The 25,918-nt window shown below is 56.9% G+C and carries 23 protein-coding genes; 11 read left to right on the top strand and 12 right to left on the bottom strand.

Annotated elements, in window-relative coordinates; genetic code table 11:
• The first annotated feature begins 90 nt into the window (after window positions 1–90).
• On the top strand, window positions 91–894 hold the full coding sequence (locus ACZ5RG_RS08425) for a dienelactone hydrolase family protein (protein ID WP_464446812.1): 804 nt from the start codon (window positions 91–93) through the stop codon (window positions 892–894).
• Window positions 895–899: 5 nt separating this feature from the next.
• Here ACZ5RG_RS08425 and ACZ5RG_RS08420 read toward each other — a convergent pair whose 3' ends face one another.
• From ACZ5RG_RS08420 to ACZ5RG_RS08400, 5 genes are read right to left on the bottom strand one after another with little or no spacing between them, the layout of a single operon-like run.
• Window positions 900–3,539: a putative bifunctional diguanylate cyclase/phosphodiesterase gene (locus ACZ5RG_RS08420; protein WP_464446811.1), complete on the bottom strand. Its 2,640-nt coding sequence runs from the start codon at window positions 3,537–3,539 to the stop codon at window positions 900–902.
• 1 nt (window position 3,540) lies between these two features.
• Window positions 3,541–4,722 (bottom strand): ABC transporter substrate-binding protein, encoded by a 1,182-nt coding sequence (locus tag ACZ5RG_RS08415; protein ID WP_464446810.1) that lies wholly within the window; start codon window positions 4,720–4,722, stop codon window positions 3,541–3,543.
• Between the two features lie 46 nt (window positions 4,723–4,768).
• Window positions 4,769–6,760 (bottom strand): glycosyltransferase family 2 protein, encoded by a 1,992-nt coding sequence (locus ACZ5RG_RS08410; RefSeq protein WP_464446809.1) that lies wholly within the window; start codon window positions 6,758–6,760, stop codon window positions 4,769–4,771.
• A complete protein-coding gene (locus tag ACZ5RG_RS08405) occupies window positions 6,712–7,935 on the bottom strand; it encodes an HlyD family secretion protein (protein WP_298597026.1) in 1,224 nt (407 codons plus the stop codon). The genes ACZ5RG_RS08410 and ACZ5RG_RS08405 overlap by 49 nt, the downstream gene beginning before the upstream one ends.
• A 32-nt stretch (window positions 7,936–7,967) precedes the next feature.
• A complete protein-coding gene (locus ACZ5RG_RS08400) occupies window positions 7,968–8,591 on the bottom strand; it encodes a Crp/Fnr family transcriptional regulator (RefSeq protein WP_315136317.1) in 624 nt (207 codons plus the stop codon).
• A gap of 393 nt (window positions 8,592–8,984) precedes the next feature.
• Between ACZ5RG_RS08400 and ACZ5RG_RS08395 the strand changes: the two genes are divergently transcribed.
• On the top strand, window positions 8,985–9,446 hold the full coding sequence (locus ACZ5RG_RS08395) for a CBS domain-containing protein (RefSeq protein WP_298597021.1): 462 nt from the start codon (window positions 8,985–8,987) through the stop codon (window positions 9,444–9,446).
• Window positions 9,447–9,589: 143 nt separating this feature from the next.
• Here the strand turns inward: ACZ5RG_RS08395 and ACZ5RG_RS08390 are convergent, their stop codons facing one another.
• Genes ACZ5RG_RS08390 through ACZ5RG_RS08380 form a run of 3 tightly spaced genes read right to left on the bottom strand, consistent with a single transcriptional unit; the run spans window position 9,590 to window position 13,936 of the window.
• The gene (locus tag ACZ5RG_RS08390) at window positions 9,590–10,825 is read right to left on the bottom strand and encodes an efflux RND transporter periplasmic adaptor subunit (RefSeq protein ID WP_464446808.1); all 1,236 of its coding nucleotides are present in this window, start codon (window positions 10,823–10,825) and stop codon (window positions 9,590–9,592) included.
• Window positions 10,822–13,191, bottom strand: coding sequence for an ABC transporter permease (locus ACZ5RG_RS08385; protein ID WP_464446807.1), 2,370 nt, complete (start codon window positions 13,189–13,191; stop codon window positions 10,822–10,824). The genes ACZ5RG_RS08390 and ACZ5RG_RS08385 overlap by 4 nt, the downstream gene beginning before the upstream one ends.
• Window positions 13,192–13,198: 7 nt before the next feature.
• Window positions 13,199–13,936, bottom strand: coding sequence for an ABC transporter ATP-binding protein (locus ACZ5RG_RS08380; RefSeq protein WP_298597038.1), 738 nt, complete (start codon window positions 13,934–13,936; stop codon window positions 13,199–13,201).
• A gap of 258 nt (window positions 13,937–14,194) precedes the next feature.
• Here ACZ5RG_RS08380 and ACZ5RG_RS08375 point away from each other — a divergent pair, with 258 nt between their 5' ends.
• On the top strand, window positions 14,195–14,629 hold the full coding sequence (locus tag ACZ5RG_RS08375) for a host attachment protein (protein ID WP_312259675.1): 435 nt from the start codon (window positions 14,195–14,197) through the stop codon (window positions 14,627–14,629).
• Here ACZ5RG_RS08375 and ACZ5RG_RS08370 read toward each other — a convergent pair.
• Both ACZ5RG_RS08370 and metK read right to left on the bottom strand, forming a co-directional pair.
• Window positions 14,606–15,238: a phosphoribosyltransferase gene (locus ACZ5RG_RS08370; protein ID WP_315236521.1), complete on the bottom strand. Its 633-nt coding sequence runs from the start codon at window positions 15,236–15,238 to the stop codon at window positions 14,606–14,608. The two genes, ACZ5RG_RS08375 and ACZ5RG_RS08370, sit on opposite strands and share 24 nt — an antisense overlap.
• Window positions 15,239–15,451: 213 nt before the next feature.
• Window positions 15,452–16,633: a methionine adenosyltransferase gene (gene metK, locus ACZ5RG_RS08365; RefSeq protein ID WP_298597006.1), complete on the bottom strand. Its 1,182-nt coding sequence runs from the start codon at window positions 16,631–16,633 to the stop codon at window positions 15,452–15,454.
• A gap of 176 nt (window positions 16,634–16,809) precedes the next feature.
• Between metK and ACZ5RG_RS08360 the strand changes: the two genes are divergently transcribed.
• Both ACZ5RG_RS08360 and ACZ5RG_RS08355 read left to right on the top strand, forming a co-directional pair.
• Window positions 16,810–17,031: a SlyX family protein gene (locus ACZ5RG_RS08360; RefSeq protein ID WP_019430677.1), complete on the top strand. Its 222-nt coding sequence runs from the start codon at window positions 16,810–16,812 to the stop codon at window positions 17,029–17,031.
• Between the two features lie 20 nt (window positions 17,032–17,051).
• A complete protein-coding gene (locus ACZ5RG_RS08355; RefSeq protein WP_298597035.1) occupies window positions 17,052–18,104 on the top strand; it encodes an RNA methyltransferase in 1,053 nt (350 codons plus the stop codon).
• Here the strand turns inward: ACZ5RG_RS08355 and ACZ5RG_RS08350 are convergent.
• Window positions 18,085–18,981, bottom strand: coding sequence for a DMT family transporter (locus tag ACZ5RG_RS08350; RefSeq protein WP_464446806.1), 897 nt, complete (start codon window positions 18,979–18,981; stop codon window positions 18,085–18,087). The genes ACZ5RG_RS08355 and ACZ5RG_RS08350 overlap by 20 nt on opposite strands.
• Window positions 18,982–18,994: 13 nt before the next feature.
• On the bottom strand, window positions 18,995–19,495 hold the full coding sequence (locus ACZ5RG_RS08345; RefSeq protein ID WP_464446805.1) for a methylated-DNA--[protein]-cysteine S-methyltransferase: 501 nt from the start codon (window positions 19,493–19,495) through the stop codon (window positions 18,995–18,997).
• Between the two features lie 197 nt (window positions 19,496–19,692).
• Here ACZ5RG_RS08345 and ACZ5RG_RS08340 point away from each other — a divergent pair, with 197 nt between their 5' ends.
• From ACZ5RG_RS08340 to ACZ5RG_RS08315, 6 genes are read left to right on the top strand one after another with little or no spacing between them, the layout of a single operon-like run.
• Window positions 19,693–21,096 carry a phosphomannomutase/phosphoglucomutase gene (locus tag ACZ5RG_RS08340; RefSeq protein WP_464446804.1) on the top strand — a complete coding sequence of 468 codons (1,404 nt, stop codon included), beginning with the start codon at window positions 19,693–19,695 and terminating at the stop codon, window positions 21,094–21,096.
• Window positions 21,097–21,121: 25 nt separating this feature from the next.
• Window positions 21,122–22,201: a glycosyltransferase family 4 protein gene (locus ACZ5RG_RS08335; protein ID WP_464446803.1), complete on the top strand. Its 1,080-nt coding sequence runs from the start codon at window positions 21,122–21,124 to the stop codon at window positions 22,199–22,201.
• Window positions 22,192–23,490, top strand: a complete 1,299-nt coding sequence (locus ACZ5RG_RS08330; protein WP_464446802.1) for a 3-deoxy-D-manno-octulosonic acid transferase — start codon at window positions 22,192–22,194, stop codon at window positions 23,488–23,490. The genes ACZ5RG_RS08335 and ACZ5RG_RS08330 overlap by 10 nt, the downstream gene beginning before the upstream one ends.
• Window positions 23,487–24,362: a glycosyltransferase family 2 protein gene (locus ACZ5RG_RS08325; RefSeq protein WP_464446801.1), complete on the top strand. Its 876-nt coding sequence runs from the start codon at window positions 23,487–23,489 to the stop codon at window positions 24,360–24,362. The genes ACZ5RG_RS08330 and ACZ5RG_RS08325 overlap by 4 nt, the downstream gene beginning before the upstream one ends.
• Entirely contained in the window at window positions 24,359–25,111 is a 753-nt protein-coding gene (locus ACZ5RG_RS08320) for a glycosyltransferase family 25 protein (RefSeq protein WP_464446800.1), read from the top strand. The genes ACZ5RG_RS08325 and ACZ5RG_RS08320 overlap by 4 nt, the downstream gene beginning before the upstream one ends.
• A complete protein-coding gene (locus ACZ5RG_RS08315) occupies window positions 25,108–25,833 on the top strand; it encodes a glycosyltransferase (RefSeq protein WP_464446799.1) in 726 nt (241 codons plus the stop codon). The genes ACZ5RG_RS08320 and ACZ5RG_RS08315 overlap by 4 nt, the downstream gene beginning before the upstream one ends.
• Window positions 25,834–25,918 lie beyond the last annotated feature (85 nt).

The raw sequence follows: 25,918 nt of genomic DNA, 5'->3' as shown, positions 1-25,918 counted from the left end.
TCCCCTTTTGCCCAGCTCATTCATGTCATCCAAAGATGACTTGGTGTTTCTCTGGATTTTCAAGCCGAGTCTGTTGTTGATAATCCTTGTATGACAGAAATCATGGGGCACTACGCCGAGCTCATCTCGCCAGACAAGCACAGATTCCGGGCGTTTGTTGCACATCCGTCAAAGCCAGCACGAGGGGTTTTGGTCTTGTTGCATGAGATGGATGCACGATCGGCCAATCGCGATTCAAGTGCCTACCAAAACCCCATGCCCGGGCTGAGTCAGCGCATCAGGGCTTTGGTCAACGAACATGCGGCCAGGGGTTATCTTGTGGTTGCGCCATCGCTCTTTGGCCGTGGCAGGGCGGGGCAGTATCATGGCTATAAATACCAAATGGCTTCCATGGGCGAGCAACTACTGAAGCCTTTGCAGCCCGTTGATTCAAGCCTTGCGATGATGGACATCGAGACTGTCGTGGCTTGGGCCCAAGCCCAGATCCCGCAGGGCAGAGTGGGCATCATGGGCTTTTGCTGGGGGGGCTTGCTTGCTTGGCAAGCGGCGTGCACTTTGCCGCAAGTTTTCGCGGCGACTTCATTTTATGGAGGGGGTATGACCAACCCGGAGGTGCGCAGTTGGCGGCCCATGTGTCCAGTTCTGATCCATCTGCCCTCAAAAGGCGCATTGATGACGCAAGAATCCATGGATGAATTCATCGCTGTACAGCGTGAACACTTTTCGTCGCATGGCCAGACCAGCCCTGGTCAAAAAATGTCCATGGTGCAAATTGAGCAGTACAACGCAGCTTATGGGTTTGATCACGCCGGCAGCCGACAGCACGATCCGCATGCATCGCAATCGGCCAGACTGAAGACCTCTACCTTCTTTGACCGTTACCTCAACGGCTAAGCGTTTCAGAAAGCGGCTTCACACGCTTTCGTTGGAACCAAATGGGTTGGTAAGGCGATCAGTTGCTGGAGCTTCAAAGGCTTTGAATAAAAATAACCCTGTGCTTGTTGGCAACCCAGGCTGATCAGAGTGTCTTGCTGGAATTGGTTTTCCACGCCTTCTGCTGTCGTCTCCAGTTGCAGAGATCGGGCCAGCGCCAAAATACCGGAAATGATTTTGATGTTCTCTTCGCGCTGCATTCCGGCAGTGAAAGACATGTCAATTTTTAATTTTTGAATGGGCATGCTTGCAAGCCGGGAAAGAGAAGAATAGGACTTGCCGAAATCGTCAATGGCGATTCGCACGCCTAAACCCATGATGGCCTGAAGTTGACTCGCCAGCTCTCCTTGGCTGATAGAAAAGTCCGTTTCCGTGATTTCGAGAACAAACCCTTCCAATCCGTTTTCATGCTCCGCTGCCAGATGTGAAAGTATCGTCAAGAGACGCTTTCCGGACAGCAACTGAGGTGATGAATTCAAGGCGATCTTCGCGTCAGGAAAGTAGTTTCGGATCGTGTGACTGTCTTTGACGACTTGGCCAAACAGGCTCTGTGTCAGCGGGTCTATGGCCCCAGACTGCTCAGCCAGAGGGATGAACTCAGCAGGACTGACCATGCCCAGTTCTTCGTCGTGCCAACGTGCCAAGGCCTCAAACCCAATGATTTTCCCGGTCAGCAAATCCACCTCGGGTTGGTAATGCGGATGGATTCGACCTTCGCGAATGGCCACGGCCAGCTTGCTATCGACTTTGGTTTTTCGGGAAGTGGCCGTCATCATCTGGGCATTGAGCCATTTGATTTGATTGCGCCCAGATTCCTTAGCGCTCAGCAAGGCTGTGTCCGCATAAATGAGGAGCTCATGGATCGATTGAGAGTGATCGGGAAACAACGCAGCCCCAGCACTGAAGGTGGCTGTGATGTGCACGGTACCCATGTGATTGACGGTGAAAACAGCCGATTTGAAGACCTGTTTCAACTTTTCCTGGAAATCAGTGATCGGTTGATGAACATCCAGAACGGCAATGAATTCATCCCCTGAACGTCGACATAAAAAATTCCCAGCGGGCAATTCGGTCTTGAGATGTTGCGCGATTTGTCGAATCACCTCATCGCCTTGATCGTGCCCAAAGGTGTCGTTGATGTTCTTGAAGTTATCCAGATCGATGAACAATATCGCGAAGTTAGCGCCAGCCCCTTTGCTCTGGATATATTCCAGAAACCCCCTGTAGTTGGGTAGGCCTGTCAGCTGGTCTTCATTGAGAAGATCCTTGAGTCTTTTCTCAGCGTCACGAATCGCTCTGATGTCTGAGAAAACAGAAACATGGCCTTGGCTCATGCCATCGGCATCCAGCAAAGTGGACACCGAAAGCAGTACGGGCAACTGGGTTTTTTGCTTGCTTAAAAAATAGGTTTCACCTCGCCATGCACCGTGTCTGCGAACGGATTCAGCGATGGTGGGCAAATCAATGCCGATCTCGTCCTTGATATACAGCCGACCTGCGGGCTGGTTGACCAACTCCTCTTTGGTATAGCCGGTCATGTCGGTCAATGCCGCATTGACATCCATCACCAGCCCCTGTTTGTTGGTGATCAAAATGGCCTCGGCAGCGGTCTCGAACACCCTGGAAAAAACAGCCTGCTTCTGCGTTGCGATTCTTTGCTTTTGCAGCATGCTCTGCAGGGCGGTTGAAACTTTGGAAATTTCATCGCCTGAGTTGTCCATCAAGCTTTGATTGCTGCGCCCTTGGACGGTATCGGATGCCAGTTGCACAAGGTCATCGAGTCGTTGTGTGGTGCGTTCTGAAAATTGGCGTGTCCAGCGCCTGAGCCTGATGAACAGCAGGCCACCAAATGCCAATGAGACCGCCAGACCTGTCATGACGAACAGAAAGGCCGACAAATAGCTTTGCTGGAGTTGAATATGGATGGCGTAGTCATGGCCGGCATCGGTCCATTTAAATTTGAATGCTTCACTGTGTTTAGAAAGAGCGGACGCATCTTGGACAAATGGGATCAGGCTGTAATTGACTTCCAGGTCATCAGGAAAGTTCAAAGTCGCCATGATCCTGTCCAGATCAAGCTGGAGCAAAACCATGCCGATGGTGCTGTCCGTGAAATTGGCTGTGACAGGGACGCTGACCGTCAGGTAATCAGACTGGTCGATGGTCACCAATTCCAGATGGGTCTGGCTGTCCTCGATTGTTTTCTGGATGTTGGCAGGCGTGTCCAAAAGCAAACCCGCTGTGTTGTCGCTCTGAATAAAAAATCTGCCGAGGTAATCCAGAAGGTCAAATTTGTAGTTCTTGTGTTGATTGGCTTTTTCCAAAAGAGGCAGGAGATACGATCCCCGTCCTGACGAGTCAGTCAGCCCAGTCCAGACCTCGGGTGAATGGGCCAAGTCGTTGGCTTGCCTGAAGGATGCACTGATTTCAGAATCCAGTCGGGTCGATACCAGCGCCTTGTAGTGCTTGAATTCTTCTTGTTGGTAGAAAAAAATGCCATACACGGCCAACAGCATGCTGATGGATGTCACGCCGAAGATGTAGGTTCCAAACAACCTGAAAACGTCATGGCTGATCTGGGCTTTGAGCGTTTTCAAGCGGACCATGTCAGTCTTGCGGAATCAATTGACCGGAAGGGGTTAATTTCACAAAAAGGACTTGCGATTTGTCCAGGGCATCATGTCGCTGGCTTGTGAAGGGCTTGGCGTAGTGCCTGACAGCACCATTGAATGCAGGCAATTTTTCCAATGCATCCCTGACTTTCTGGGGCGATGTAGTTTGTGCGATTTCAATGGCTTTGGCCAGAAGATGGACCGTGTCATAGGCATGAGCGGCCCCAACGGGACTGGGAATCTCGAGTGTGCTTTTCAGGCCGTTGTTTTTTAAGATCCACTCGGCCAGAAAGACGGCACGAGGACGCTTGTTGTTGATGAACGTGAAAGTCTGGATGAAATCAATGCGGACCATCGACAGTTCTTCTTTCACCAGCTCGTGCAATGTGCCGCCCACAGCGCCCCAATGGGCAACCACGGGCAGGCGCATGGGCGGAGTTTGCGTCGCAATTTCCTTGACCAAAATCGCACCTTCTTTTTCATTGCCTACAAACAAAAGACCTTGTGTGCGTGAATCCAGGCACGCCTTGTAATGCTCCTTTAAGGATGCGTCGCCCCAGTTGTACCAACGCACCACCGAGAATTTTGTGGTGCTTTGCGCTGACTTTTCCTGAATCACTTTCTCTGCTGAACGGCCCCATGCCGTGTTGGGCAAGATGGCGCAGGCTTGCCGGACCATGTACTTTGAGGACAGCCGTTTCATCATCGCTTCGACACCCCAGTCATCCTTGAGTGAGACGCGAAACGAGTAAGAGGGTTTCTGGTCGTGGTCTGTGATGGGGTCTGCTGAACCCCAGACGCTGATCAAGGGGACGTTCAGTCGATGCGCTTCGGGCAGCATTTCCACGCTGATCGGACTGTATTTGCCACTCAAAACGGCGACCAGATCCTTGGTGCCAGCCAGTTGGACAAAATTGTCCTTGCCTCTGGCGGAGACACCTTTGTTGTCAGTGGTCATCAGTTTCAGGGGCCGCCCATTGAGAACGCCCCCGTTGTTGTTGATCTCTTCCATAGCGGCTTTGATGCCCCACTCGCTGACGATGGCGGATGTGTTGGTTTTCACGCCATAGGCATCGTCAAAACCGATCCATACAGGCGGGTTTTGTGTGAGGGCCGGACTCTGAGCCAATGCCTGAGCGGCCCATGCGCCGACAAGAAAAACCAGAACCTGTGCCATTTTTAGCCGGCCAACACACGGGCCAGGCAACGGTGTTGAAAAATGCTTAGCCATTGAACGTTTTCTCCCATAAAGACGAAATGAGCTGCCTGGTAGAGCTGTTCGCTGGGCTCACCGTTGTGTATCGCCCTGAAAAAAGTTTGCAGATCATGGCGTTGCGCTGTGCTTTGCTGTCGTATTCAAAAGTGGCAGCCAGCAGGGCTTGGTTTTGACGCACGGGTTGGATCATCACGCGACCCACGTTTTGCACTGTCAGGCTGGCCGTTCCTTTTTTGAAAAGGGCACTGCTTGTTTGTGGCATGGCCAATTTGCACCCATCGACACTGGCATCGATGATTTGAACCGGGTAGTTGGACTCGCCATCGTGGGCGACCCCCGTTTCAGCCAAGAAGAACCGCTCTTCTTTTCGCAAGCGTGGGCCCTCAAAACAAAGTAACGCAGCCAAACCGAGGGTGACGACATTCAGCATCGACCAAAACATCGCGATGGGGAAAAATTCATCGTGTGACACCACCGCCAGTTCTGGCACCACGTTCAGCAACAAGCCCATCAGTGTCAGAGCCATGCACCCCAAAATCATGCCGAGGCTGAAGAAATCCACTTGCCGACCATTGGCTGCATCCGACCCCTTTGGGGTCACCTTAAACGGTTTGCCAAAGGGTTTGATGAGCGAGGCCACCACCGTCGGCCCCAGTCTGAAACTGGAAAACAAACCGACAGGCCCCGAGACCAACGGAGAAAAATGTCCCCCGACCAGCCAGCGCATGGCGAGAAAAAATGACAGGAAAACGGGCAGTTGATAAAACACCATGTCTGCTGTGTCCGTGAAATGGAAAGGCAGCCAGCCCAATAGCAAATAAGCCAGGGGAATGGCGATCAACATCAGACGAACGGTGTATTGCGTCAACCAGCTGGTGGGGAAGAACAGGATACGTTGCATGGTGCTCAGGCCCGGACCCAAGGGACCTGCGGTCAGGAACAAAGACTGAATAGCGCCACGACACCAGCGTTCGCGCTGGACAAAGAAGCCTTCGATCGATTCAGCGGCCAGTCCCATACTCAATCGCTCGTTGAGGTAAATCGTTTGGTATCCCTGGCGCAACATCACCAAGGTGGTCAGCAGATCCTCAGTGATGCTTTGCGTGGGGATGCCCCCAATGGCATCGACGGCTTGGCGACGCATGATGCTGCATGAACCGCAGCAAAACGCTGCCTGCCATGCATCTCGGGAAGCGGCCATCTGGTCAAAAAACAAGCGTTGTTCGTCAGGGTAGATTTGCATCAAGCCCAAGTTGGTCTGGATCGGATCCTTGTTGTAAAAATGTTGTGGCGTCTGCACGATGCCAACTGACGGGTCGCTGAAAAAGCCCAATGTGCGCCGGATGAAGTTCTGAGATGGCACAAAGTCCGCATCAAACACCGCAATGAATTGCCCCTGAGCATGTTTCAACGCGTGGTTCATGTTGCCGGCTTTGGCATGCAGCTTGTCTGCTCGGGTCAGATAGCGAACGCCCAACTCTTCGCAAAACGTGCGCAACCAATCGCGCTTGCCATCGTCCAGAACCCAGACGGTTTTGTGCGGGTAGTCCACGGCTGTAGCGGCCACGATGGTTTTTTCCAAAACATCCAGGGGCTCGTTGTATGTCGGAATGAAAATGTCCACCGCAGGCAGGGGGCTGGGCATCTGGTGTTGATCGGCTTGCTTGCTGCGGGTGTTGGTTCGGCTCATGATCAATAAGAAGACCGCCACTTCGATGCAGGCCAAAACTTCAACGCTCCATACGCCCCATATCCACGATTGCGCCAAGAGGCTGTCATCGCTTTCGGTCCACACCGTGCTGACCAAACGCCAGGTCATGTATTGGATGCAGAGCAAGACGGGCAACAAGCACACCATTTGTCTGAGCTTGTGATGGGTTCGAGGGGCGTCCCACACCCACAGGAAAAATCCGGAGACCAACAACAAGGGGATGTAGTCCATGGTCAGGTTCACATCAGGAATGAACTGATTCGGCTGAACCACACCGATGGACGCCATTCACGGGGGACTTTGACGTCCACTTTGCGGCCAGCAAAACACAAATTCTCCTCAGGCTTGCCAAGGTCAGAAGACTGGATCTTGACGAAAATCCTGGCATCCTTTTTTTCCCGTTGCAGTTGCGCGACCAAGGTCACATCCTGCAAGTTGTTGCCGCTGCCCGTGACCGCTTGGATGTGACCCAGCAGCCACTTGGCGCTGCCAATCAGGCGGTATTGCACAGGTTTGCCGATTTCAAAAGATTCGAGGGACGATTCCGGCACCGCCACATCCAGAAACACGTTGTCGCAGGTGATCACATGCGCCAAGTCTGTACCAATGACGACCTCGGTTCCGTTGCCGCCGAATTTTCTCCACAAGACACCGTTGCTTGGCGAATGTATGAGTACCTCGCGGGACGCGGCCATGTTGTCCCTCTCCTTGCGGATCTGCAATTGGACATCCGAGCTGCGTTGCTCGTTCTCGCGCAAGCGCGCTGCGACATCGGTGATTTGCAAGCGCACGTCATCGAGCCGCTGCTGTGTGTATGGAACATCGTTGCGCCCCTCACCAAGGTAGACAAATTGTTTGACCGCTTGCTTCTCGGTTTCAAGCAGTCGGATTCGGGCCTGGTAGATTTCCAGTCGGCTTCGAGTGACCTCTAGTGCGTATTGCGCAGCCTCGTTTTGGGCTGAAGAGATGAAGTTTTCTTTCAAGAGCAAGGTGTTGCGTTGTGCGAGCACTTGCTGTTCACGGATCAGGCTTTCTTGTGCTTTTTTCTCGGCTTGTGCTTGGGCCAGTTGTTCTTCAAGGCGAAGAAATTCGTGCGTGCGGTGGACGGAGACCCGGTTATCCAACTCTTTTTGCAATTGCTGAAGATTTTTGAGGTGTTGCTGCAGGCCTAGGCTTCTTTTAGCCAAGGTTTTTTGTTCCACCTCCATTTCATTGACCGCACTTTCCTTGAATCGTGGGTTGCTGATCCTGACCAATTCCTCACCTTGCTTTATGGGCTGGCCTGGCATTTTTGAAAAGTCGTGCAGGGCCCCTTCGATGGGTGTTTTGATCACCACATAGTGTGTGTTCACGATGGCGTTGATGCTTTGAAAACTGGCCATTGCCGGAACCAGCACCACTGCAGCGATGAAGGCAATGCCCAAACCCATGGCACGTTTTGAGTTTTTCAAAGAGGTCAACATGCCCATGATTCGAAGTGCTTGTTTGTTGCTTTTCAATGCTGCATGGCAGGGTGCATGACCCGATAGCATTCACAGGCTTTTGCCTCCAGTCCCGGTCGGTCCAGAACCTCCAATTGGCCACGAGTGACTTCGATCAGTCCCTCTTGGCTCAATTTGCCAGCCGCCAGAGTGACTGATTCCCTGCGTATGCCCAGCGTGTCTGCAATCTCTTGGTGGGTGATTTGAAGCGTGTGCCCCTGGGTTTTGTCTAGGGTGTTCATGATCCAGCGAACGATCTGTTGTTCATTGCTGTGTTTGCTGCTGCAGACGGTGGGCATGGCAATTTGCAAAATCATTTGACGTGTGGTGGCCATCCAGATTTTCAAAAATGAGGTGTCCTGGCTCAGTTCAGTCTGGAATACGCTCAACGGCAATTTGTAGGCAAAACCTGGAAATCTGACACGCGCCCGGCTGAAGTTCTGGTTGCCGCCCATGACGCCACTGCCGACCATGCCTTCTTTGCCGATCAACACAATGTCGGCCGAGGAACCGTCCGAGATGTCGATTTGCATAGCGATGATGGCGCTGACCGGAAAGAAGACGAACTGAATGGCTTCGTGGGGCCTGAAGATCAACTGGTCCGTTGACAAGCAAACCAGTTGAAAAGACGGAAGCAATTTTTCATACTTTTCAGCAGCTAATTGCTCAATCATTGAATTATTTGCTGGACTTAACATTTGGTTTATTTTTTACAACTGTTGACATTATTTTTAATGAAAACCACATTTTCTAATGTTCGCCATCGAACATACAAATTGACTATTTCGTGATAAAAGATAAAAAATCCCCTTATTCGTCCCTGCAAATAGTTATTTCAAGCCAGCGCCCTGCGCGGACTGTGTTTTGCAGCCGGTTGCTGTCCAGGAGAGTGGCCGTCTGTTGTCGCACCGACACCCCGCACAGGCAGGCGACATGATGGATTTGTGACGCACTGGCTTTTGCTTCGCTTTGACGGCTTCCGTCAGCGTCAAAAGCACTCAGGTTCGTTGCTGATTGATCAAGGAGCCATGATGGGCAAACTACTGACGGCAGGGGGGATTTGCAAACGCAAAGTCAGCGTGGGCTACCGGCAAACCAGTTTGGTGGCCGCCGCGCAGCTCATGCGCGAAGACCATGTGGGTTGTTTGGTGGTGGTGGATGACGCAAATGGCAGCCGCCAAGTGTGTGGGCTGATCACGGACCGAGACATTGTGATGGCGGTGGTGGCCACGGGCCTGGACCCCGAACCGCTGTGCCTGGAGGACATCATGGCGCAGCGGGTGGTGACGGCCAACGAAGCCGACTCCTTGCTGGACCTGATGCGTGCCATGCGCGAGCACGGTGTGCGCCGTGTGCCTGTGGTCGGCTTGCAGGATGAGTTGATGGGCATGGTCACGATGGACGATGTGCTCAAACTGCTCGCTCAGGAAATGAACATGCTCGTCGGAGCCATGGGCGCGGGCATCCAAATGGAGCGCATGCGCCGTCAGTGACCTCGGTGGGTTGCAATCTGCAATCTGAAATAGGCCTTGTCGCATGGTTGCCGCGTCCATGGACGCCTGCAAGGCGCTTGACTGGCAGAGCTTGGTTTTGTCTCTGCCGCTGTTTCGCCGAGGCCCAAGGCGCTGTGCGTGCGTTATTTGCCCGCTTCGGTTTTGGTGCTGACTCTCTGACCGTCGGTGATGGTGCCAGGGTAGAGCAGCACCAAATCGCCAGCACGCACGCCCCCTTTTTCATCGGCTTGAACCCAGGCCACGTCGGCGTTGCGTTCTTTGACGGTCACATTTTTGGCATGTGCACGGCCGTTTTGGACCACCAAAACTCGCCAGCCCGTGCCTTCGCGCAAGAGTGCGGCACTGGGCACCAGCAGGGCGTTGTCTTGCTCGAACAGCGTGATGTGCGCGTCTACCCGAAAGCCCTCACCCAGGCGTTGCGTACTGTCCGGCAAGCGGTCCATGTCGATGATCACATTGACCCGTTGTTCTTCGATTCCCAGTGCTGATACTTTTGTGAAGGCCACGGGTTCAATCCGGGTGACATGGCCAGAAAAGGGCGGTGTGCCAACGCCTGCTGAAATGAGCACGGTGGCCCCCGTTGTCATCTGCCGTGCATCTGATGACAGAACATCCACGACAGCCTCCATGTCACGGACATCACCGATCTCCAGCAAAGCTTGCCCTGCCAAAACCGGCGCACTGCTGCTCAGGTGCAGTTTGACCACCTGACCATCGACCGGGCTTTTGAGCGACAAGGTGTTTGTGGGCGTCAGGCTCGAAGGGTGTGATTGGGTCAACGCCGCTTGAGACTCGGCCAGCGTGAATTCTGCTGCGCGCAATTGGGCCTGCCCCGCGGCCAATGCCTGCGCTGCGGCACGTTGGGCCAGCAAAGCCTGGTCCAGCGCTGCAGTGGCAATGAAGTTTTCGCTGGCGAGTTTTTGGGCCCGTTGCGCTTCCAGTTCGGTTTGGGTCAAAGTGGTTTGCAGGCGTTGCAGTTGCGCTGCGGCAGCCATGCGTGCGGCGTCGTCTCGGCCTACACGTTGTTGCAGCACCCGTTGGTTGCGGTCGTCGATCATGTTAGGCGCCAGTGGTGTCAGCCTGGCCACCACATCCCCCGCGTGAATGTTGTCACCGACTTTGAGTGTGGGTCTGACCAGTTCGGCAGGCATGGGGGCTGAAATGACATAACGGTTTTTCACGCGCAACTGGCCGTCTTCGTCAATCGCCTGCTCAAAGCGTCCGGTGCTGACCGTGCCGACCTCTGCGACCAAGGGGCGCGGCATCAGTGCCCAGTACATCAGGGCGATGACGCCCAATGCAGCCAAGCCCCAAGGCCCCCAGCGTTTCAGAAAACCAGGTGAGGTGTTCGGGTTCATTCGCGTACTTTCAAAACGGCGACCAGATCCAGCTGGTCAATTTTTCGACGCACCAGCAAGGCGCTGACCAAGCCAGCCGCCAAGACAATCAGCCCAGCCGAGGCATAAGTTGATGGTGCGATGACGACGGGAAAATCGATGTTGTCGGAAGACATCAAGCGCATCAGGACTGTGGCCAGTCCCCAACCCGCTGCCGCGCCCAGGGGCAGGGCCAGCAAGAGTTCGGCAGCCAGTTGGCCCAGCAACAAGACCGAGACTTCGGCGCGTGTCATGCCCAGCACCCGCAGACTGGCCAATTCCCAGGCACGTTCTGACAGGCTGATGCGTGCGGCGTTGTAGACAATGCCCACTGCCATGGCGACAGCAAACAGCGTGAGAATGCTGCTGAAAACCCCCATGCTCCTTGATGTGGTTTCCTGGAAGCTGGCCAGTGATGCGGCCTTGTCGAATACGGCGGTGATGAGCGGGGCTTGTTTGACGGCTTGCCAAAACGCACCCATGGCCAAAGGGTCGACTTGCAGGGTGGCTTCACTCGCGACCGAGCCATCACGCGACAAAGTGTTCATGGTGGCAAAGTCCATGAAGGCCTGCTTGCCCATCAGGGTGTGCACGATTTCGACCACCTCGACCGTGGCGCGGGCCTGATGCCACATGCGGAACTCCACCTCGACCCGATCGCCCACCTGCAACCCCAGTCTTTTGGCCAACAGCCATGAGACCGCCAGGCCTTGAGGCGGTATTCGGACAGGGCCGCGCTGTTCGTCCACCGGCCGCAGCAGCCGCGTGGTGCCCAGCAAGCCCAGCAGATTTCCGTCTTCGGCCAGGCCGCGCCAGTGCAGGCGCACGGCTTCACTTCGGTAGGGTTCGGCGTGGATCACCCCTGGCAGTCGTTTCAGTTCTTGCGCCACAGTGGGGGCGACGGGGTGCTGAAAATTCACCACCACATTGCCGCGCTGGGTTTGGCGAAACTGGATGTCCACGATGTGTGCGATGGCATCCAGCCAGAAGGCCCCCGAAATTTGCAAGGCGACCGCCAAGGCAATGCCCGTGACGGTGAACACCGAACGCCAGGGGCGTCGCTCAAAGTTGCGCACCACCATGAGGGTCCCCACACTGACGTGTCGGCCGAGGCCCAGTCTCTCGATCAGTGTTTGCTGGTAAGTCGGGGGCGATGGCGGCTGCATGGCAACGGCGGGTTTCAGCCGCACCACGGTGCGTATGGCCCCCCAGGTGCCCATGATGGCGGCGGCCAGTGCGACGCTTGCGGCGGCGACGACCAGCCAGGGCTTGGTGCCATATGCCAACTGGTTGAAGCGAAAAATGTCGTCATACATGTCCAAAACGAGCAGGCCGATCCATCGGCTGAGCAGCAAGCCAGCCAGCAGACCGAGGCCGGCGATGGCCATGGCCAGGCCCAGGTAATGCCAGACGATCGCGCTGTCGTCGTACCCCAAGGCCTTGAGCGCCGCGATTTGGCTGCGTTGCGTTGCCACTTGGCGGCTCACCACGACATTCAGGATGAACATGGAGACAAGCAAAAAAATCGAGGGCAATACCGTGCCCATGACCTTCAGTTGCGAGAGTTCGTCGCTCACAATCCGCGCAGAAATTTGTTGGTCGCGCCCCACCGCACCCCGTGTGCCATAGGCGTCCAGCAGGCGGTCTGTTTGGACAATCACCGCTTGCAGCCAAGCAGGATCGTGCAGGCGCAGCGCGGCCTGGTTGAACGCGCCTTGCATGTCAAACACTTGGGTCATGCGTTCTTGGTCAACCCACCAGACGCCAAATGTCCGGTCATCTGGCGCACCACCCCGCGAGGCAAACACGTATTCGGGTGACACGACGGTCCCCACCAGATGAATGTTTTGCAGCCGACCGTTCAGGATGGCATTGACACGATCGCCGGGTTTCAGCTGCCTGGCGACAGCGAAACGGTCGCTCACCACAGCCTCCATCACATGCCCCCGCTCTGGCCAGCGACCACTGCGCAGGCTCAGGGCGTTCAGGCCTTGCCGTTGTCCATGCACCCGTGTCAGGTCGATGCCGATGAAGCGGCCCGTCACGGGCGCCTGTGCATCGGGCAGGGCGATTTGTGCGTCCATCACCACACTGAGCTGGACTTCGGCGACGCCTTCGATGGCTGCAAGGTGATCACGCAAGACCACTGGCGCCCGTTTCAGGTGAATGAACACATCGGCCAGACGGTTGTCACGGTAAAAGCTGTCGCGAGAGCCTTTGAGCGATTCGTGCACCGAGAACATGCCCACAAAACCGGCTACGCCAATGGCCACCACGACAGCAATGGTGAGCACCTGCGCCCACAGTCGGTGCAGGTCGCGCCACAGTTTGGTGTGCAGTGCTGTCATGGCCAGATCACCATCGCAGCGTGGCTGCGGCGACTTTATGGGGGTTCAAGCGGATGTCAACGATGCGGCCATCGGCCATGCGCATCACGCGGTCGGCCATGTCGGCAATGGGCGCATTGTGCGTGATGACCACAGTGGTCGTGCCCAGTTCGCGGTTGACTTTTTCGATGGCCTGCAACACCACGATGCCGGTGGCACAGTCGAGCGCACCCGTGGGTTCGTCGCAAAGCAGCACCTGAGGCCGTTTGGCGATGGCGCGGGCAATGGCCACGCGTTGCTGTTCGCCACCGGAGAGTTGAGACACAAAGTGGTTCATGCGGTCCCTCAAGCCCACCAAAGCCAAAGCGTCTTCAGGACGCATGGGATCTTGTGCAATGTCTGTGACCAGCGCCACGTTCTCCAGCGCTGTGAGGCTCGGGATCAGGTTGTAGAACTGGAACACAAAGCCCACATGCTCGCGCCGGTAACGGGTGAGTTCCGCGTCACTGGCTCCCGTCAGGTCGTGTGTTTCACCCTGATGGACCCATTGTGCGGTTCCGGCCGTGGCGCTGTCTAAGCCTCCCAGAATGTTGAGCAAGGTCGATTTTCCGCTGCCAGAAGCCCCCAGTAAGACCACAAACTCGCCCGGCGTGATGCGCAGATCCACCCCGCGCAGAGCCTGAACCGCAGTAGCCCCTTCGCCATAGACCTTGGTGAGGTTTTGGGCAATGAAAACGCATTCGGTTGGCGTGGTCTGTTGGGGCATTTCAGGGGTGTGGACGTTGCGGGCATACATCAGCTCAGGAATGCACAAGCGCAGGCAGAGCAGCAACTTTTGCCAAATCTTTGGATTGGCGCATGAACCCGTTTGCAAGGGCTTGATGTCGATCAACCTAAGGCCAGACATGACCGAGAGGTGATGGTCGCGATGCCAAAAGCGCTATGCCGTCAGATCAATTGACCCCTGAGTGGTCATCCCAAAAAATCAACACATCATTCACCCGAAAAAAAAAAGGATCAGGCCATGCCTCAAAAACATTGGATCTTGGTGGCCAACGCTTCGCATGCAAGGGTTTTTGAGCGCGCCTCCTTCACCGCGCCTTTGGTGGAGCTGACCGACTGGCTTCACCCGGAAAGTCGCATGCCCGCCAGAGACACCGAGCGCACGCCATTGGGGCATTCGGAGGCGGGGCGGGCGGGTCTGGCGCCCCGGTCAGACCTCAAGCATTTGCACCGCAGCGAGTTTGCAACAACGCTGGCCAAGTATTTTCATGAAGCCGTTTTGAACCACCGCGTCAATGCCTTGGCCTTCTTCGTTTCCAACCCATTGATGGGGGAGTTGTTGTCGCACCTGGACGCTTCAGTGCAACACACCCTTGTGGCCAAACATGTGCTGGATTTGACGTCCTTGAGCGTGACCGAGCTGGATAAACGCCTACGCCGTGAATTTCGTTTGTAGCAACGCCAACACCTGTGCATCGTCTATCTGTGGGAACTCTTGGTAAAACTGCGCTACGGCCATGAAGTCTTCAGGGGCAGACAGGCAGACCGTTTCATCGGCCAGCGGTTTGATGTTGGCCAAGGCATCCGGGCTGGCCACCGGAATGGCGCAGACCAAACGCTGTGGATGGTGTTGGCGCAGGGCCTTCAGTGCGGACATCATGGTGGCCCCTGTGGCCAAGCCATCGTCCACCACGATGACCACGCGCCCCTGGACCGGAATGGGGGGTCGGATTTGGCTGTATTGCCCGCGCCGCGACTTCAGCGTTTTCATCTGGCGCTTGATTTCATCTTTCACATATTGCGGGTCGAGACCCCATGTCGTGGCACAGGGCGATAAATAAGCCAGCCCTGTTTCGTCCACTGCGCCGATGGCCACTTCGGGCTGAGACGGTGCGCGCAGTTTGCGCACCAGCACCACATCCATTTGCCCATTCAAGGCATCGGCGATCCATGCGGTCATGGGCACAGCGCCCCGCGGAATGGCCAGCACCAAGGGGTTTTGGCCTCGGTATTTTTTCAAAGCCAGGGCCAATTGGCGGGCAGCATCAAGGCGGTCTTTGAACATGGGGGGGCTTCCGTTGGCGTGGTTTGGCTGGATTGTCCAAACAAGCCGCCCCGACTGTCTGTGTCGGCTGCCACAAACCAGGCATCCGCCAACACGTCGTTGATGCGGGACGTTTCGGCGATGCCCAACTTGAACGCAAAAAGCCGCTCAACGGGTGTTGAGCGGCTCTTGCTGGCCCCTGATCTCGTCTGGGGCTTGGCGTTTGCTTGGGGCTTACAGACCCGCAGCCGCTTTCAGTGCGGCAGCGCGGTCGGTGCGCTCCCAGGTGAAGTCGGGCTCGTCGCGGCCAAAGTGGCCATAAGCGGCGGTCTTGCTGTAGATCGGGCGCAGCAGGTCCAACATCTGGATGATGCCTTTGGGGCGCAGGTCAAAGTGCTCAGCCACCAGTGCCGACAACTTGTCGTCCGAAATCACGCCAGTACCGGCAGTGTTCACGGTGATGTTCATCGGGCGGGCCACGCCAATCGCGTAAGCCACTTGCACTTGGCACTGGGTGGCCAGACCGGCCGCCACGATGTTTTTGGCCACGTAGCGTGCAGCGTATGCAGCCGAACGGTCGACCTTGGACGGGTCTTTGCCAGAGAACGCGCCACCACCGTGCGGGCATGCGCCGCCGTAGGTGTCGACAATGATTTTGCGACCGGTCAAGCCGCAATCGCCCTGAGGGCCGCCGATGACGAAACGGCCTGTCGGGTTGATCAGGTATTTCGTGTCTTGCAGCCACTCTTTGGGCAGCACGGGCTTGATGATCTCTTCGATGATGGCTTCGGTGAAGCTGGCCTTCATCTTGGTGGAGGTCTCTGACTGGTCGGGGCTGTGTTGGGTGGACAGCACCACCGTGTCAATGCTGTGCGGCTTGCCATCGACATAGCGCATGGTCACTTGGCTTTTGGCGTCGGGGCGCAAGAAGGGCAGACGGCCGTCTTTGCGCAGCTGGGCCTGACGCTCGACCAAGCGGTGTGCGTAGTAAATGGGGGCGGGCATCAGCTCAGGCGTTTCGCTGCAAGCGTAGCCGAACATCAGGCCTTGGTCGCCCGCGCCGATGTTCAGGTGGTCATCCGAGGCGTGGTCCACGCCCTGGGCGATGTCATTGCTTTGCTTGTCATAGCAAACCATCACCGCGCAGCCTTTGTAGTCGATGCCGTATTCGGTGTTGTCGTAGCCGATGCGCTTGATGGTGTCGCGCGCCACCTGGATGTAGTCCACATGCGCGTTGGTGGTGATTTCACCGGCCAGCACCACCAGACCGGTGTTGGTCAGGGTTTCGGCGGCCACGCGGCTGCGGGGGTCTTGCTCGAAGATGGCGTCCAAAATCGCGTCAGAGATTTGGTCGGCGACCTTGTCGGGGTGGCCTTCGGAGACGGATTCCGAGGTGAAGAGGTAGTTGCTGGACATGAAAAAGGCTCCTTTGTTTCAGTGGTTTGTCGGCGTTGCCGACCCTGAAAACCCGGAGCCTGGCGAACGCTTTAGCAGGTTTTGTGAATCGCCCTGCAAGTAGTTCAGATAACTCGGCGATGCGCGAATTATAAAAGATGCCAAATTCCCGTTAGAAATCATGTCCAATACAGCCCATGGACATTCCAACCCCTATTGAAAACCGCCTGGTCGACTTGGAAATCAAGGCAGGATTTACCGAAGACTTGCTGGACCAGCTCAACGCGCAGGTCTACCGCCAGCAGCAGCAAATTGACGCGCTCATTCAAGAGCTGCGCCAGATGCGTGATCGCTTGCCCGAGTCGGGCGGTGGCGCTGAAATGCGCAATTTGCGCGACGAAATTCCGCCGCATTACTGAGCGCCTTGGGCTTGAAGTCGATGCACAGCGTTCAGGACATCCGCGACCACTTGCGCGCCTTAGGGGCCAATGAGCGCCACGAACAACGTGTACTCCGGCTGTGGGCGCAAGCCAAACCGCAAGACAGCGGGCGTCGAGCGCTGGAGAGTTTCATGCCCGCCGCTGTGCGCGATGCGCTGCCTGCTTTGAGCCATGCTTTGGCGGGCCTGGCCACGCTGCGCGAGCAGCATCCGGGGCAAGACGGTTCGGCCCGTTTGCTGGTGGGTTTGCACGATGGCCAAACCGTGGAAAGCGTGTTGTTGCCCCGCGACGGCGTGTGTGTGTCGTCGCAAGTGGGCTGTGCCGTGGGTTGTGTGTTTTGCATGACCGGGCGAGAAGGCCTGATCCGGCAGGTGGGCAGTGCCGAGATCGTGGCGCAAGTGGTGCTGGCCCGCACACTGCGGCCGGTCAAAAAAGTCGTTTTCATGGGCATGGGCGAGCCCTCGCACAACCTGGACGCAGTGATGGACGCCATCGATTTGCTTGGCACCGTCGGCAACGTAGGGCACAAAAATCTGGTGTTTTCTACCGTGGGCGATGCGCGGGTGTTTGAGCGTTTGCCACAAGGCCGCGTCAAGCCCGCATTGGCTTTGTCATTGCACACCACCCGCGCCGATTTGCGGGCGCAGTTACTGCCACGAGCCCCACGCTTTGATCCGCAGGATTTGGTTGAGGCGGGCGAGGTTTATGCCCGTGCCACAGGCTATCCAATTCAATACCAGTGGACGCTGATCGAAGGCGTGAACGACAGCGCCGAAGAAATCGATGGCATCGTGCGTTTGTTGAAGGGCAAATACGCGTTGATGAACATGATCCCCTACAACGCCGTGCCGGATTTGCCTTATGCCCGGCCCACATGGGAACGCGCAGCCGAGATCGCCCGCACGCTGCACCAACGCGGCGTATTGACCAAGTTGCGCCAATCAGCAGGGCAGGATGTCGATGGAGGCTGTGGACAGCTCAGGGCGCGCGATGTGGTGCAGCGCGAGCATCGGGTGCACATTCACGCCAAACTCAACGCCCCGGCAGCTTGACCAGGCCACTGGACAGGGCGGTGCCCACCAAGATCACCGCGCCGCATAACAACATCCAGGCGGTCACGGCCTCGCCCAAAAACAGCACACCGTAGGCGATGGCAAAAACCGGCACCAAAAAGGTGACGGTGAGGGCCCGCGCAGGCCCTGATTTTTCGATCAACTTGAAGTACAGGATGTAGGCCACCCCCGTGCACATGACGCCCACCACCAGCAATGACCACCATGCGGATGCGCTGGGCCAATGGTCGGGGCGAAACCACAGCGCCGGCAAGGCCAAAGCCAAAGTGGCACCGATTTGGCTGCCGGTGGCCGTGACCAATGGCGGCAGGCTGGGGATGTGTTTTTTGGTGAAACTCGCAGCCAGCGCATAGCAGGTGGTGGCCCCCAGACAGGCCAGCACCGCCCAAGCCGGCGCAATGCCCGATGCGTTGGGCTTGAAGCTGGCTTGTCCGCCTGCCAAAAGCACCACACCGCCAAAGCCGATGGCCAGACCCACCGTGCGCGACAAGCTGGGCTTGTCACCCAACCAAATCCAGGCCACGACCGCGCCAAACAGGGGCACGGTGGCGTTCAAAATGGACGAAAACCCCGTGGTGATGTGCATCACCGCAAACGAATACAGCGCGAAAGGCACGCCGCTGTTGAGCACACCCACAAACAGCACAGGCTTCCAGTGTTGACGCAACTCAGCCCAATGGCCTTTGGCCAACATCAGGGGCAACAGAAAAACCGAGGCAATGGCCACCCGAATGGCAGCCGTCGGCAACGCGCCCAGCTCCAGGGCTGCCACACGCATGAACAAAAATGAAGAGCCCCAGATGGCGGCCAAGATCAAGAAATCGGCCAGCCAGCCTTTGGCATGTGAAGTGGTCATTGAGGGGTGTTATTCAGACAGCCGTGTGGCCTTCGAGTTTCAGCAGCGCTTGTTTGCGCCATACCCCACCTGCATAGCCGGTGAGTTGGCCGCCTGCCCCCAAAATGCGGTGGCAGGGCACGATGATACTCACCGGGTTGCGTCCCACCGCCCCGCCCACGGCGCGCACGGCATGGGGCTTGTCAATCTGTTTGGCCAGATCGCCATACGACTGGATTTGCCCGCAGGGGATGCGCAGCAAGGCATGCCAGACCGATTGCTGGAATGGGGTGCCCGTCGACAGGTCCAGCGGCAAATCGAAATGGCGAAGTGAGCCTGAGAAATAGGCGCGCAATTGATCGGCAGCCGCTTGCAACAGCGCGTTGGCGGCGTTGGGCGTCCAGCTTTGCATGCGTTCTGCGCTGGGGCCATGGCGCTGACCTTCAAACCAGACGCCGCTCAAACCCTGGCCCGTGGCCGTCAAAATCACAGTCCCCAAGGGGCTGTCGAAGTGGAGGGTGTCGGTGGGTTTCATGGGCTTGCGGCTCGGCTTGAAGACGAAAGGCGCAGTTGGCAACTGCAAGAGGGGCCATGTTAGCGACAAATGCAGCTTACGGGTGAATGCAGAGGTCTTGGGGTCGTCGGCGGAAGTGCCGTAGGGCCAAGTCCCCCGCCTACAATGCGGGGGCAATCCTGTGGCCGGCCTCAGTGGCCCTTTTATTTGGTTCAACCATGCAAGTGACCCCCTCGATTTTTAAAGCCTATGACATCCGTGGCGTGGTGCCGTCCACCTTGAACGAGGCTGTGGCCGAAGGCCTGGGCAAAGCCTTTGGCACCCGGGCGCTGGCCGAGGGCCAAACCACGGTGGCGGTGGGGCGCGATGGCCGATTGAGCGGGCCAAGCCTTTCGGCTGCTTTGATTCGCGGCTTGGTGGCGGCGGGTGTGCAGGTTATCGACATTGGTCTGGCGACCACACCCATGCTGTACTTTGCAGCCAACACCGCCTGCCAAAGTGGCATTCAGGTGACGGGCAGTCACAACCCCAAGGACTACAACGGCTTCAAGATGGTGTTGGCGGGCCGCGCCATTTATGGCGATGAAATTCAGGCCCTGCGCCAGATGATGGAAACCGAAACCTGGCAACTGCAATCGGGCGGCAGCGTCACGCAGATGGATGTGCTGGCCGATTACACCCAGCGCATCGTGGGCGACATCCAGTTGTCTCGCCCCATGAAAATCGTGATCGATTCTGGCAACGGCATTGCAGGGGCTTCGGCCCCCGGCATCTTCCGGGCGTTGGGCTGCGAGGTGATCGAGCTGTTCAGCGAGGTTGACGGCGAGTTTCCCAATCACCATCCCGACCCCAGCAAACCCGAAAACTTGCAAGACCTCATGCAGGCCCTGAAAACCACAGGCGCTGAATTGGGCTTGGCCTTTGACGGTGACGGCGACCGCTTAGGGATCGTCACCGCCGATGGCCACAACATCTACCCTGACCGCCAGATGCAATTGTTTGCGCAAGACGTGCTCAGCCGCGTGCCGGGTGGCACCATTTTGTTTGACGTGAAGTGTTCACAACGCTTGGCCCCGGCCATCGAGGCTGCAGGCGGCAAGCCCCTGATGTACAAAACAGGCCACTCGCTGATCAAGGCGAAGATGCGGGCCATTGAGGCCGCCGGCGGGCAAGCCCCTTTGGGCGGCGAGATGAGCGGGCACATCTTCTTCAAGGAGCGTTGGTACGGCTTTGACGATGGCACTTACGCAGGCTGCCGTTTGCTCGAAATCGTGAGCCAATCCCCCGATGCCAATGCCGTTTTGAACGCCTTGCCCACCAGCTTCAGCACGCCCGAGCTGAACGTGTCTTGCGCCGAAGGCGAGCCGCACAGCGTGACCAAAGCCTTACAAGCCAAAGCCGCTGGCGCCTTCCGTGCACCGGCTCAGGTGTCCGACATCGATGGCCTGCGCGTGGACTGGCCCGATGGGTTTGGTTTGATCCGCGCTTCCAACACCACGCCAGTGTTGGTGCTGCGCTTTGAAGGCCAGACCGAAGCCGCACTGCACCGCATTGAGGCCGATATGCTGGCGCTGTTGCGCACGGTCAAACCCGATGCGCTGATTCAGGCTTCGGCGCATTGAGCGGATCAGCCCAGGAAAAGCATCCATGAACACACCTGATTCTTTGTTGAGCAATGACCCGGAGGTCATCGTTTTCAACCTGAAGCAGCGCTACACCGGCGTGTCCGCCACCATCAACGCGCTGGTGCCTTTACAGGCCAAGCAGTGGCGATTGGGCTTTTGTGGCACGCGCATGTCCAATGGCATCGATGGCATGACGCTGAGCCAGGCGATTGGCTTGTCACGCAAACCGCCAGCAGGGCGGCCTTTTCGCATCTGGCATGTGCGGCGCGACCCTGAAATGATGGCGGCGATTTTTGCGCGTGATGTGTTGCGTCTGCCGATCAAGCTGGTGTTCACTTCGGCAGCTCAGCATTTGCATGGGCGCTTTCCGCGTTGGTTGATTTCAAAAATGGACGCAGTGATCTCGACTACGCCATTGGCAGCCAGCTTTGTGCCCAACACCACCGCCGTGGTGCCGCATGGCATCGATCTGTCTCGCTTCAGCCCGCCACCGGACAAACTGACAGCTTGGGCCGATTCGGGCTTGCCCGGTCAATACGGCATCGGTGTATTTGGCCGGGTTCGCCCCGACAAAGGCAGCGATGTGTTCGTGCACGCCATGATCCAGGCCTTGCCCCAGTTACCGGGTGCGACAGCCGTCATTGCGGGCTTGGCCCAAGCCCAACATCAGGCCTATCAGCAAGACTTGCAGCGACAGATTGACGAAGCCGGTCTGCACGATCGCATTGTCTTTCTGGGCGAAGTGCCCGCAGGCGATGTGCACCGTTGGTACCAGCGTTGCTTGCTGTGCGTGGCTTGCCCGCGTTATGAACCGTTTGGTCTGACGCCGTTTGAGGCGGCGGCGACGGGATGTGCGCTGGTCTGTTCTCGGACGGGGGCTTTTGACCAGTTGGCCATACCCCAGGTGACCGGTGAAATGGTGGACACCGACGACGTGCAAGGATTGACCCAGGCGGTGTTGTCTGTACTGCGCGATCCACAGCATGCAATCCAAATGGGTGAGGCTGCGCGAGCGAGGGTGACCGAGCGCTTTTCGCTGGACCGAGAGGCCAAGGGCATTGGCCGTGTGTACCAGCAACTGTTTGATACCGCATGCGCCTGAGCTTGCTGCAACGTGCATCCCTGTGGCTCTATGGCTGGGCCATGTGGCTCTTAGTGCCTGTGCTCAAACGCAAGCTACGCCGCCGTGGGGCACAAGAGTCCGGCTATTTGAAGCACATCGAGCAGCGCTGGGGGACTTACCCCGGCATACCAGCTTGCACGGGCGCTGTATGGGTGCATGCCGTTTCTTTGGGTGAAACGCGTGCAGCTGCCATTTTGATCAAGGCCTTGCGCCAGCAATCCCCTGGAATTCGCATCTTACTCACCCATGGAACTGCCACGGGGCGCGCCGAAGGGCTGGGGCTTTTGCAAGCGGGTGACGTGCAAGCATGGCAACCGTGGGACATGCCCAGCGCGGTGCAAGGCTTCTTGGACCATTTTCAGCCGTGCATGGGTGTGCTGCTGGAAACCGAAGTCTGGCCGCAACTCATCCACACGTGCGCGCAGCGAGGCTTGCCTGTGCACTTGGTCAACGCCCGCATGAGCGAGCGCAGCTTGCGTAAAGCGCTGCGACAAAGGGCCTTGGCTTTACCCGCCTATGGCCGTTTGACCAGCGTCTTGGCGCAAACCGAAGCCGATGCCCAGCGCTTGTGCCAGTTGGGCGCACCCGTGACGGCGGTGATGGGCAATCTCAAATACGACATCCAGATCGACCCAAGCCAAGCAGCCTTGGGTCAGCAGTGGCGCGCCGGCGCCCAACGTCCGGTGGTGATGTTCGCCAGCAGCCGTGAAGGCGAAGAGGCACAGTGGCTTGCCTTGCTGGACCAGATCAGCCCCCAAGAGCAAGCGTCGGTACAGTGGTTGGTGGTGCCGCGTCACCCGCAGCGTTTTAACGCCGTGGCTCAATTGATCGAAGCAGCCGGTTGGTCGGTGCAGCGCCGCAGCCATTGGCCTGTCGAGTCAGTCCCCGCAGCCAAGCCCAAGACCGTGTGGCTGGGCGATTCGCTGGGCGAGATGCAGGCTTACTACCAACTGGCCAGCGTGGCTTGGCTGGGGGGCAGCTTTGAGCCACTGGGTGGGCAAAACCTGATCGAGGCCGCAGCCTGCGGCTGCCCCATCATCATGGGACCGCACACCTTTAACTTCTGCGAAGCCGCCATTCAAGCCGAGCAGCATGGGGCAGCCGTTCGCGTGCACAGCATGGCCGAAGCTTGGGTGGCCACGCAGCGCTCGGTCAACCAGCCTGAAGCAGCGCAAACAGCCCAAGACGGTGCACGCCGGTGGCTGGCCCAGGGGCAGGGCGCTGCCCATGCCTGTGCACAATCACTGCTAATCACCACACACCCATGAGCCCCTCCGCCCCCGCCCTTTTGAACCTCGTGACAGTCATCGTGGTCACGTACAACAGCGCCCATTGTTTGGCCGCGCTGCACCCGCTTTTGCAGCATTGCCCACACATCATCGTGTCGGACAACGCCAGCGGCGATGACACCGCAGCCCAAGCTCAAGCGCGCTGGCCGCAAGCCGTTGTGATGAAGCACGAGCGCAACCTTGGTTTTGGGGCCGCGAACAACCGCGCCTTGGCCCAAGTGCAAACCCCTTTTGCTTTGCTGCTCAACCCCGATTGTGAAATGTCGGTGGCGCAGTTGCAGCAGCTGTTGGCCGTAGCCGATCAGTTCCCAGAAGCCGCCATGCTGGCACCGCAGTTGGTCGATGCCCATGGTCAGCCCGAGGTGAACTACCGTTGGCCCAGCACCCTGTGGGTCTCCAAAGGGCCAGCAGCAAGCGGCCCGATCAGCGTGGGCTTTGTGTGCGGCGCGGCCATGTTGCTGCGCATGGGTGTTTGCCGGCCCACAGGTTTTTTTGATGAAACGTTTTTCTTGTATTACGAGGACGACGATCTCTGCCTGCGCTTTTTCAAAGCCCGTTTGCCCATGGTCATCGTCCCACAGGTGCAGACTTTGCACCGTTCGCGCGGCTCGGTCAAAGGCAAGTCGCCATGGCGCAGCGAGTACTGGCGCGGCTATCACCATGCGCAGTCCAAGATCACTTTTGTCGCGAAGCATTTTGGGGGGCATGAAGCTTCCAAGAAGCGTTATCGCCTTATCGGAATAACCACGGTGGCCTTGTGCATCCGCGTCTTGTTGCCTTCACCCAAACATATTGCCCGAATGGTGGGGCGGTTTCGTGGGCTTATCAACTACCAAAATCCTTTTCAATGATCGAACTACAGACCTATGTGATCAATTTGGATCGATCCAAAGACCGATTGGATGCGATTACCCGTCAGTTGGGTGAGATTGGTTTGTCTTTCTCGCGAATTCCAGCAGTCGATGGCAAGCAAGCCAGTCCAGAGCAAATGGCTTGTATTGATGAGCAGTCTTATCAAAGAAAGCACGGGAAACCTTCGTTGCCTGGTGAGTTGGGTTGCTATTTATCGCATGTGAAGGCCATTCGGACTTTTTTATTGTCAGAGGCCCAGTTTGCTTTGATCCTAGAAGATGATGCGATCTTTGACAGAGGACTCCTTGATGTCGTCGATGAATTGATCCGACATCCAAAGAGCTGGGACATGGTCAAGCTCTCCGGCGTACACTCAGGCACGCCTGTTTCAGTGCTTGCTTTGAATTCCAAATATGATTTAGCAGTTATGTTCAGCAAATGCACATGTTCCAGTGCATATTTGATCAATCGTGAAGCTGCTCAAGCTTATAGTGAAAAACTTTTGCCGATGACGCTGCCATATGATCATGAATTCGATCGTGGGTGGAAGTATGGAATTCAAGTCAGAGCAGTTCGTCCTTTTCCAGTGATTCACAACGAAGCAGCCCCAACAACCATCGTTGGCGGTTCTGTACCCAACTTGAAATTTCGTGGCCGCAAACGATGGCCAACCCATTTGTACAGGCTTAGGACTGAGTTTTCACGCTTTACTTACGCTGTTTTCAATTATTTGCGCTCCCGACTATGAGCTACCAAATTGCAATTTTTTCTTATAACCGTGGTCCCTATCTGCGCAACTGCGTGGAGTCGGTGCAACGGCACTGTCCCGGGGTGCCATTTACGGTTTACGACGATGGCAGCGATGAACCTCAGTTGGTCAATTACCTCAAAGGCTTGGGCTCATCGGTCCGCCATATGCAGGCCGCAAACACGAGCCGCCACGGCGGCTTCTACACCAATATGCAAGCGGCCTTGGACGAGTCCAAAGCAGACGTGCTGTTGCTCTTGCAAGACGACGTTCAAGTAGTGCGCGATGTCAATAACTCGGATGTGCAAGCTTGGTCTGCCTACTGGGGCCAGCACCCTGACTGTGCTTTTTTAAACCCCGTGTTCATGAAGGGTGGCCGCCGCGCAGACTTTCTTCGTCATTACCAGCCTGATCCCCAAGAGCGCGTTTACCACTGGGTGGAATTTCCGGAAAATCCCAGCAAAGACGGTCCAGTGCCTCGTTTTTACATGGATGTGTGCTTGTGTAACGCCAAGCGCTTGAAATCGACTTCCTGGCATTACCACTGCAGTGAGTTCCTCAATGGGCAGCAAGCGGGGGCCAATTTCGCGCACGGTATGCCTCAGTTGCCAGAGCCGTTTGTGTTTTACGTGCCGGAGGAGCCGGTTTACCGGGAGCGAGTCAAGACCAAAGGCACAGCCATGGCCGAGCGCTTGCTGGTCAAGCGGTTAAACGTTTTGTGAGCATGAGCCCCTTTGAGGTCGAACGTTTTCGGGCTCGAGACTTGTCGACGTACCCTTTTGCTGAAGACTTTATTCACACCCAAGA

It is taken from the genome of Limnohabitans sp. TEGF005 (assembly GCF_055394835.1).
This window is presented reverse-complemented; position numbering and strand designations above follow the sequence as displayed.

Bases quoted from the DNA above. Each gene is read 5' to 3' on its own strand.
- ACZ5RG_RS08425 (WP_464446812.1), top strand. From the start codon at position 91: ATGACAGAAATCATGGGGCACTACGCCGAGCTCATCTCGCCAGACAAG.
- ACZ5RG_RS08420 (WP_464446811.1), bottom strand. From the start codon at position 3,539: ATGGTCCGCTTGAAAACGCTCAAAGCCCAGATCAGCCATGACGTTTTC.
- ACZ5RG_RS08415 (WP_464446810.1), bottom strand. From the start codon at position 4,722: ATGGCACAGGTTCTGGTTTTTCTTGTCGGCGCATGGGCCGCTCAGGCA.
- ACZ5RG_RS08410 (WP_464446809.1), bottom strand. From the start codon at position 6,760: ATGGCGTCCATCGGTGTGGTTCAGCCGAATCAGTTCATTCCTGATGTG.
- ACZ5RG_RS08405 (WP_298597026.1), bottom strand. From the start codon at position 7,935: ATGTTGACCTCTTTGAAAAACTCAAAACGTGCCATGGGTTTGGGCATT.
- ACZ5RG_RS08395 (WP_298597021.1), top strand. From the start codon at position 8,985: ATGGGCAAACTACTGACGGCAGGGGGGATTTGCAAACGCAAAGTCAGC.
- ACZ5RG_RS08390 (WP_464446808.1), bottom strand. From the start codon at position 10,825: ATGAACCCGAACACCTCACCTGGTTTTCTGAAACGCTGGGGGCCTTGG.
- ACZ5RG_RS08385 (WP_464446807.1), bottom strand. From the start codon at position 13,191: ATGACAGCACTGCACACCAAACTGTGGCGCGACCTGCACCGACTGTGG.
- ACZ5RG_RS08380 (WP_298597038.1), bottom strand. From the start codon at position 13,936: ATGCCCCAACAGACCACGCCAACCGAATGCGTTTTCATTGCCCAAAAC.
- ACZ5RG_RS08375 (WP_312259675.1), top strand. From the start codon at position 14,195: ATGCCTCAAAAACATTGGATCTTGGTGGCCAACGCTTCGCATGCAAGG.
- ACZ5RG_RS08370 (WP_315236521.1), bottom strand. From the start codon at position 15,238: ATGTTCAAAGACCGCCTTGATGCTGCCCGCCAATTGGCCCTGGCTTTG.
- metK (WP_298597006.1), bottom strand. From the start codon at position 16,633: ATGTCCAGCAACTACCTCTTCACCTCGGAATCCGTCTCCGAAGGCCAC.
- ACZ5RG_RS08360 (WP_019430677.1), top strand. From the start codon at position 16,810: ATGGACATTCCAACCCCTATTGAAAACCGCCTGGTCGACTTGGAAATC.
- ACZ5RG_RS08355 (WP_298597035.1), top strand. From the start codon at position 17,052: ATGCACAGCGTTCAGGACATCCGCGACCACTTGCGCGCCTTAGGGGCC.
- ACZ5RG_RS08350 (WP_464446806.1), bottom strand. From the start codon at position 18,981: ATGACCACTTCACATGCCAAAGGCTGGCTGGCCGATTTCTTGATCTTG.
- ACZ5RG_RS08345 (WP_464446805.1), bottom strand. From the start codon at position 19,495: ATGAAACCCACCGACACCCTCCACTTCGACAGCCCCTTGGGGACTGTG.
- ACZ5RG_RS08340 (WP_464446804.1), top strand. From the start codon at position 19,693: ATGCAAGTGACCCCCTCGATTTTTAAAGCCTATGACATCCGTGGCGTG.
- ACZ5RG_RS08335 (WP_464446803.1), top strand. From the start codon at position 21,122: ATGAACACACCTGATTCTTTGTTGAGCAATGACCCGGAGGTCATCGTT.
- ACZ5RG_RS08330 (WP_464446802.1), top strand. From the start codon at position 22,192: ATGCGCCTGAGCTTGCTGCAACGTGCATCCCTGTGGCTCTATGGCTGG.
- ACZ5RG_RS08325 (WP_464446801.1), top strand. From the start codon at position 23,487: ATGAGCCCCTCCGCCCCCGCCCTTTTGAACCTCGTGACAGTCATCGTG.
- ACZ5RG_RS08320 (WP_464446800.1), top strand. From the start codon at position 24,359: ATGATCGAACTACAGACCTATGTGATCAATTTGGATCGATCCAAAGAC.
- ACZ5RG_RS08315 (WP_464446799.1), top strand. From the start codon at position 25,108: ATGAGCTACCAAATTGCAATTTTTTCTTATAACCGTGGTCCCTATCTG.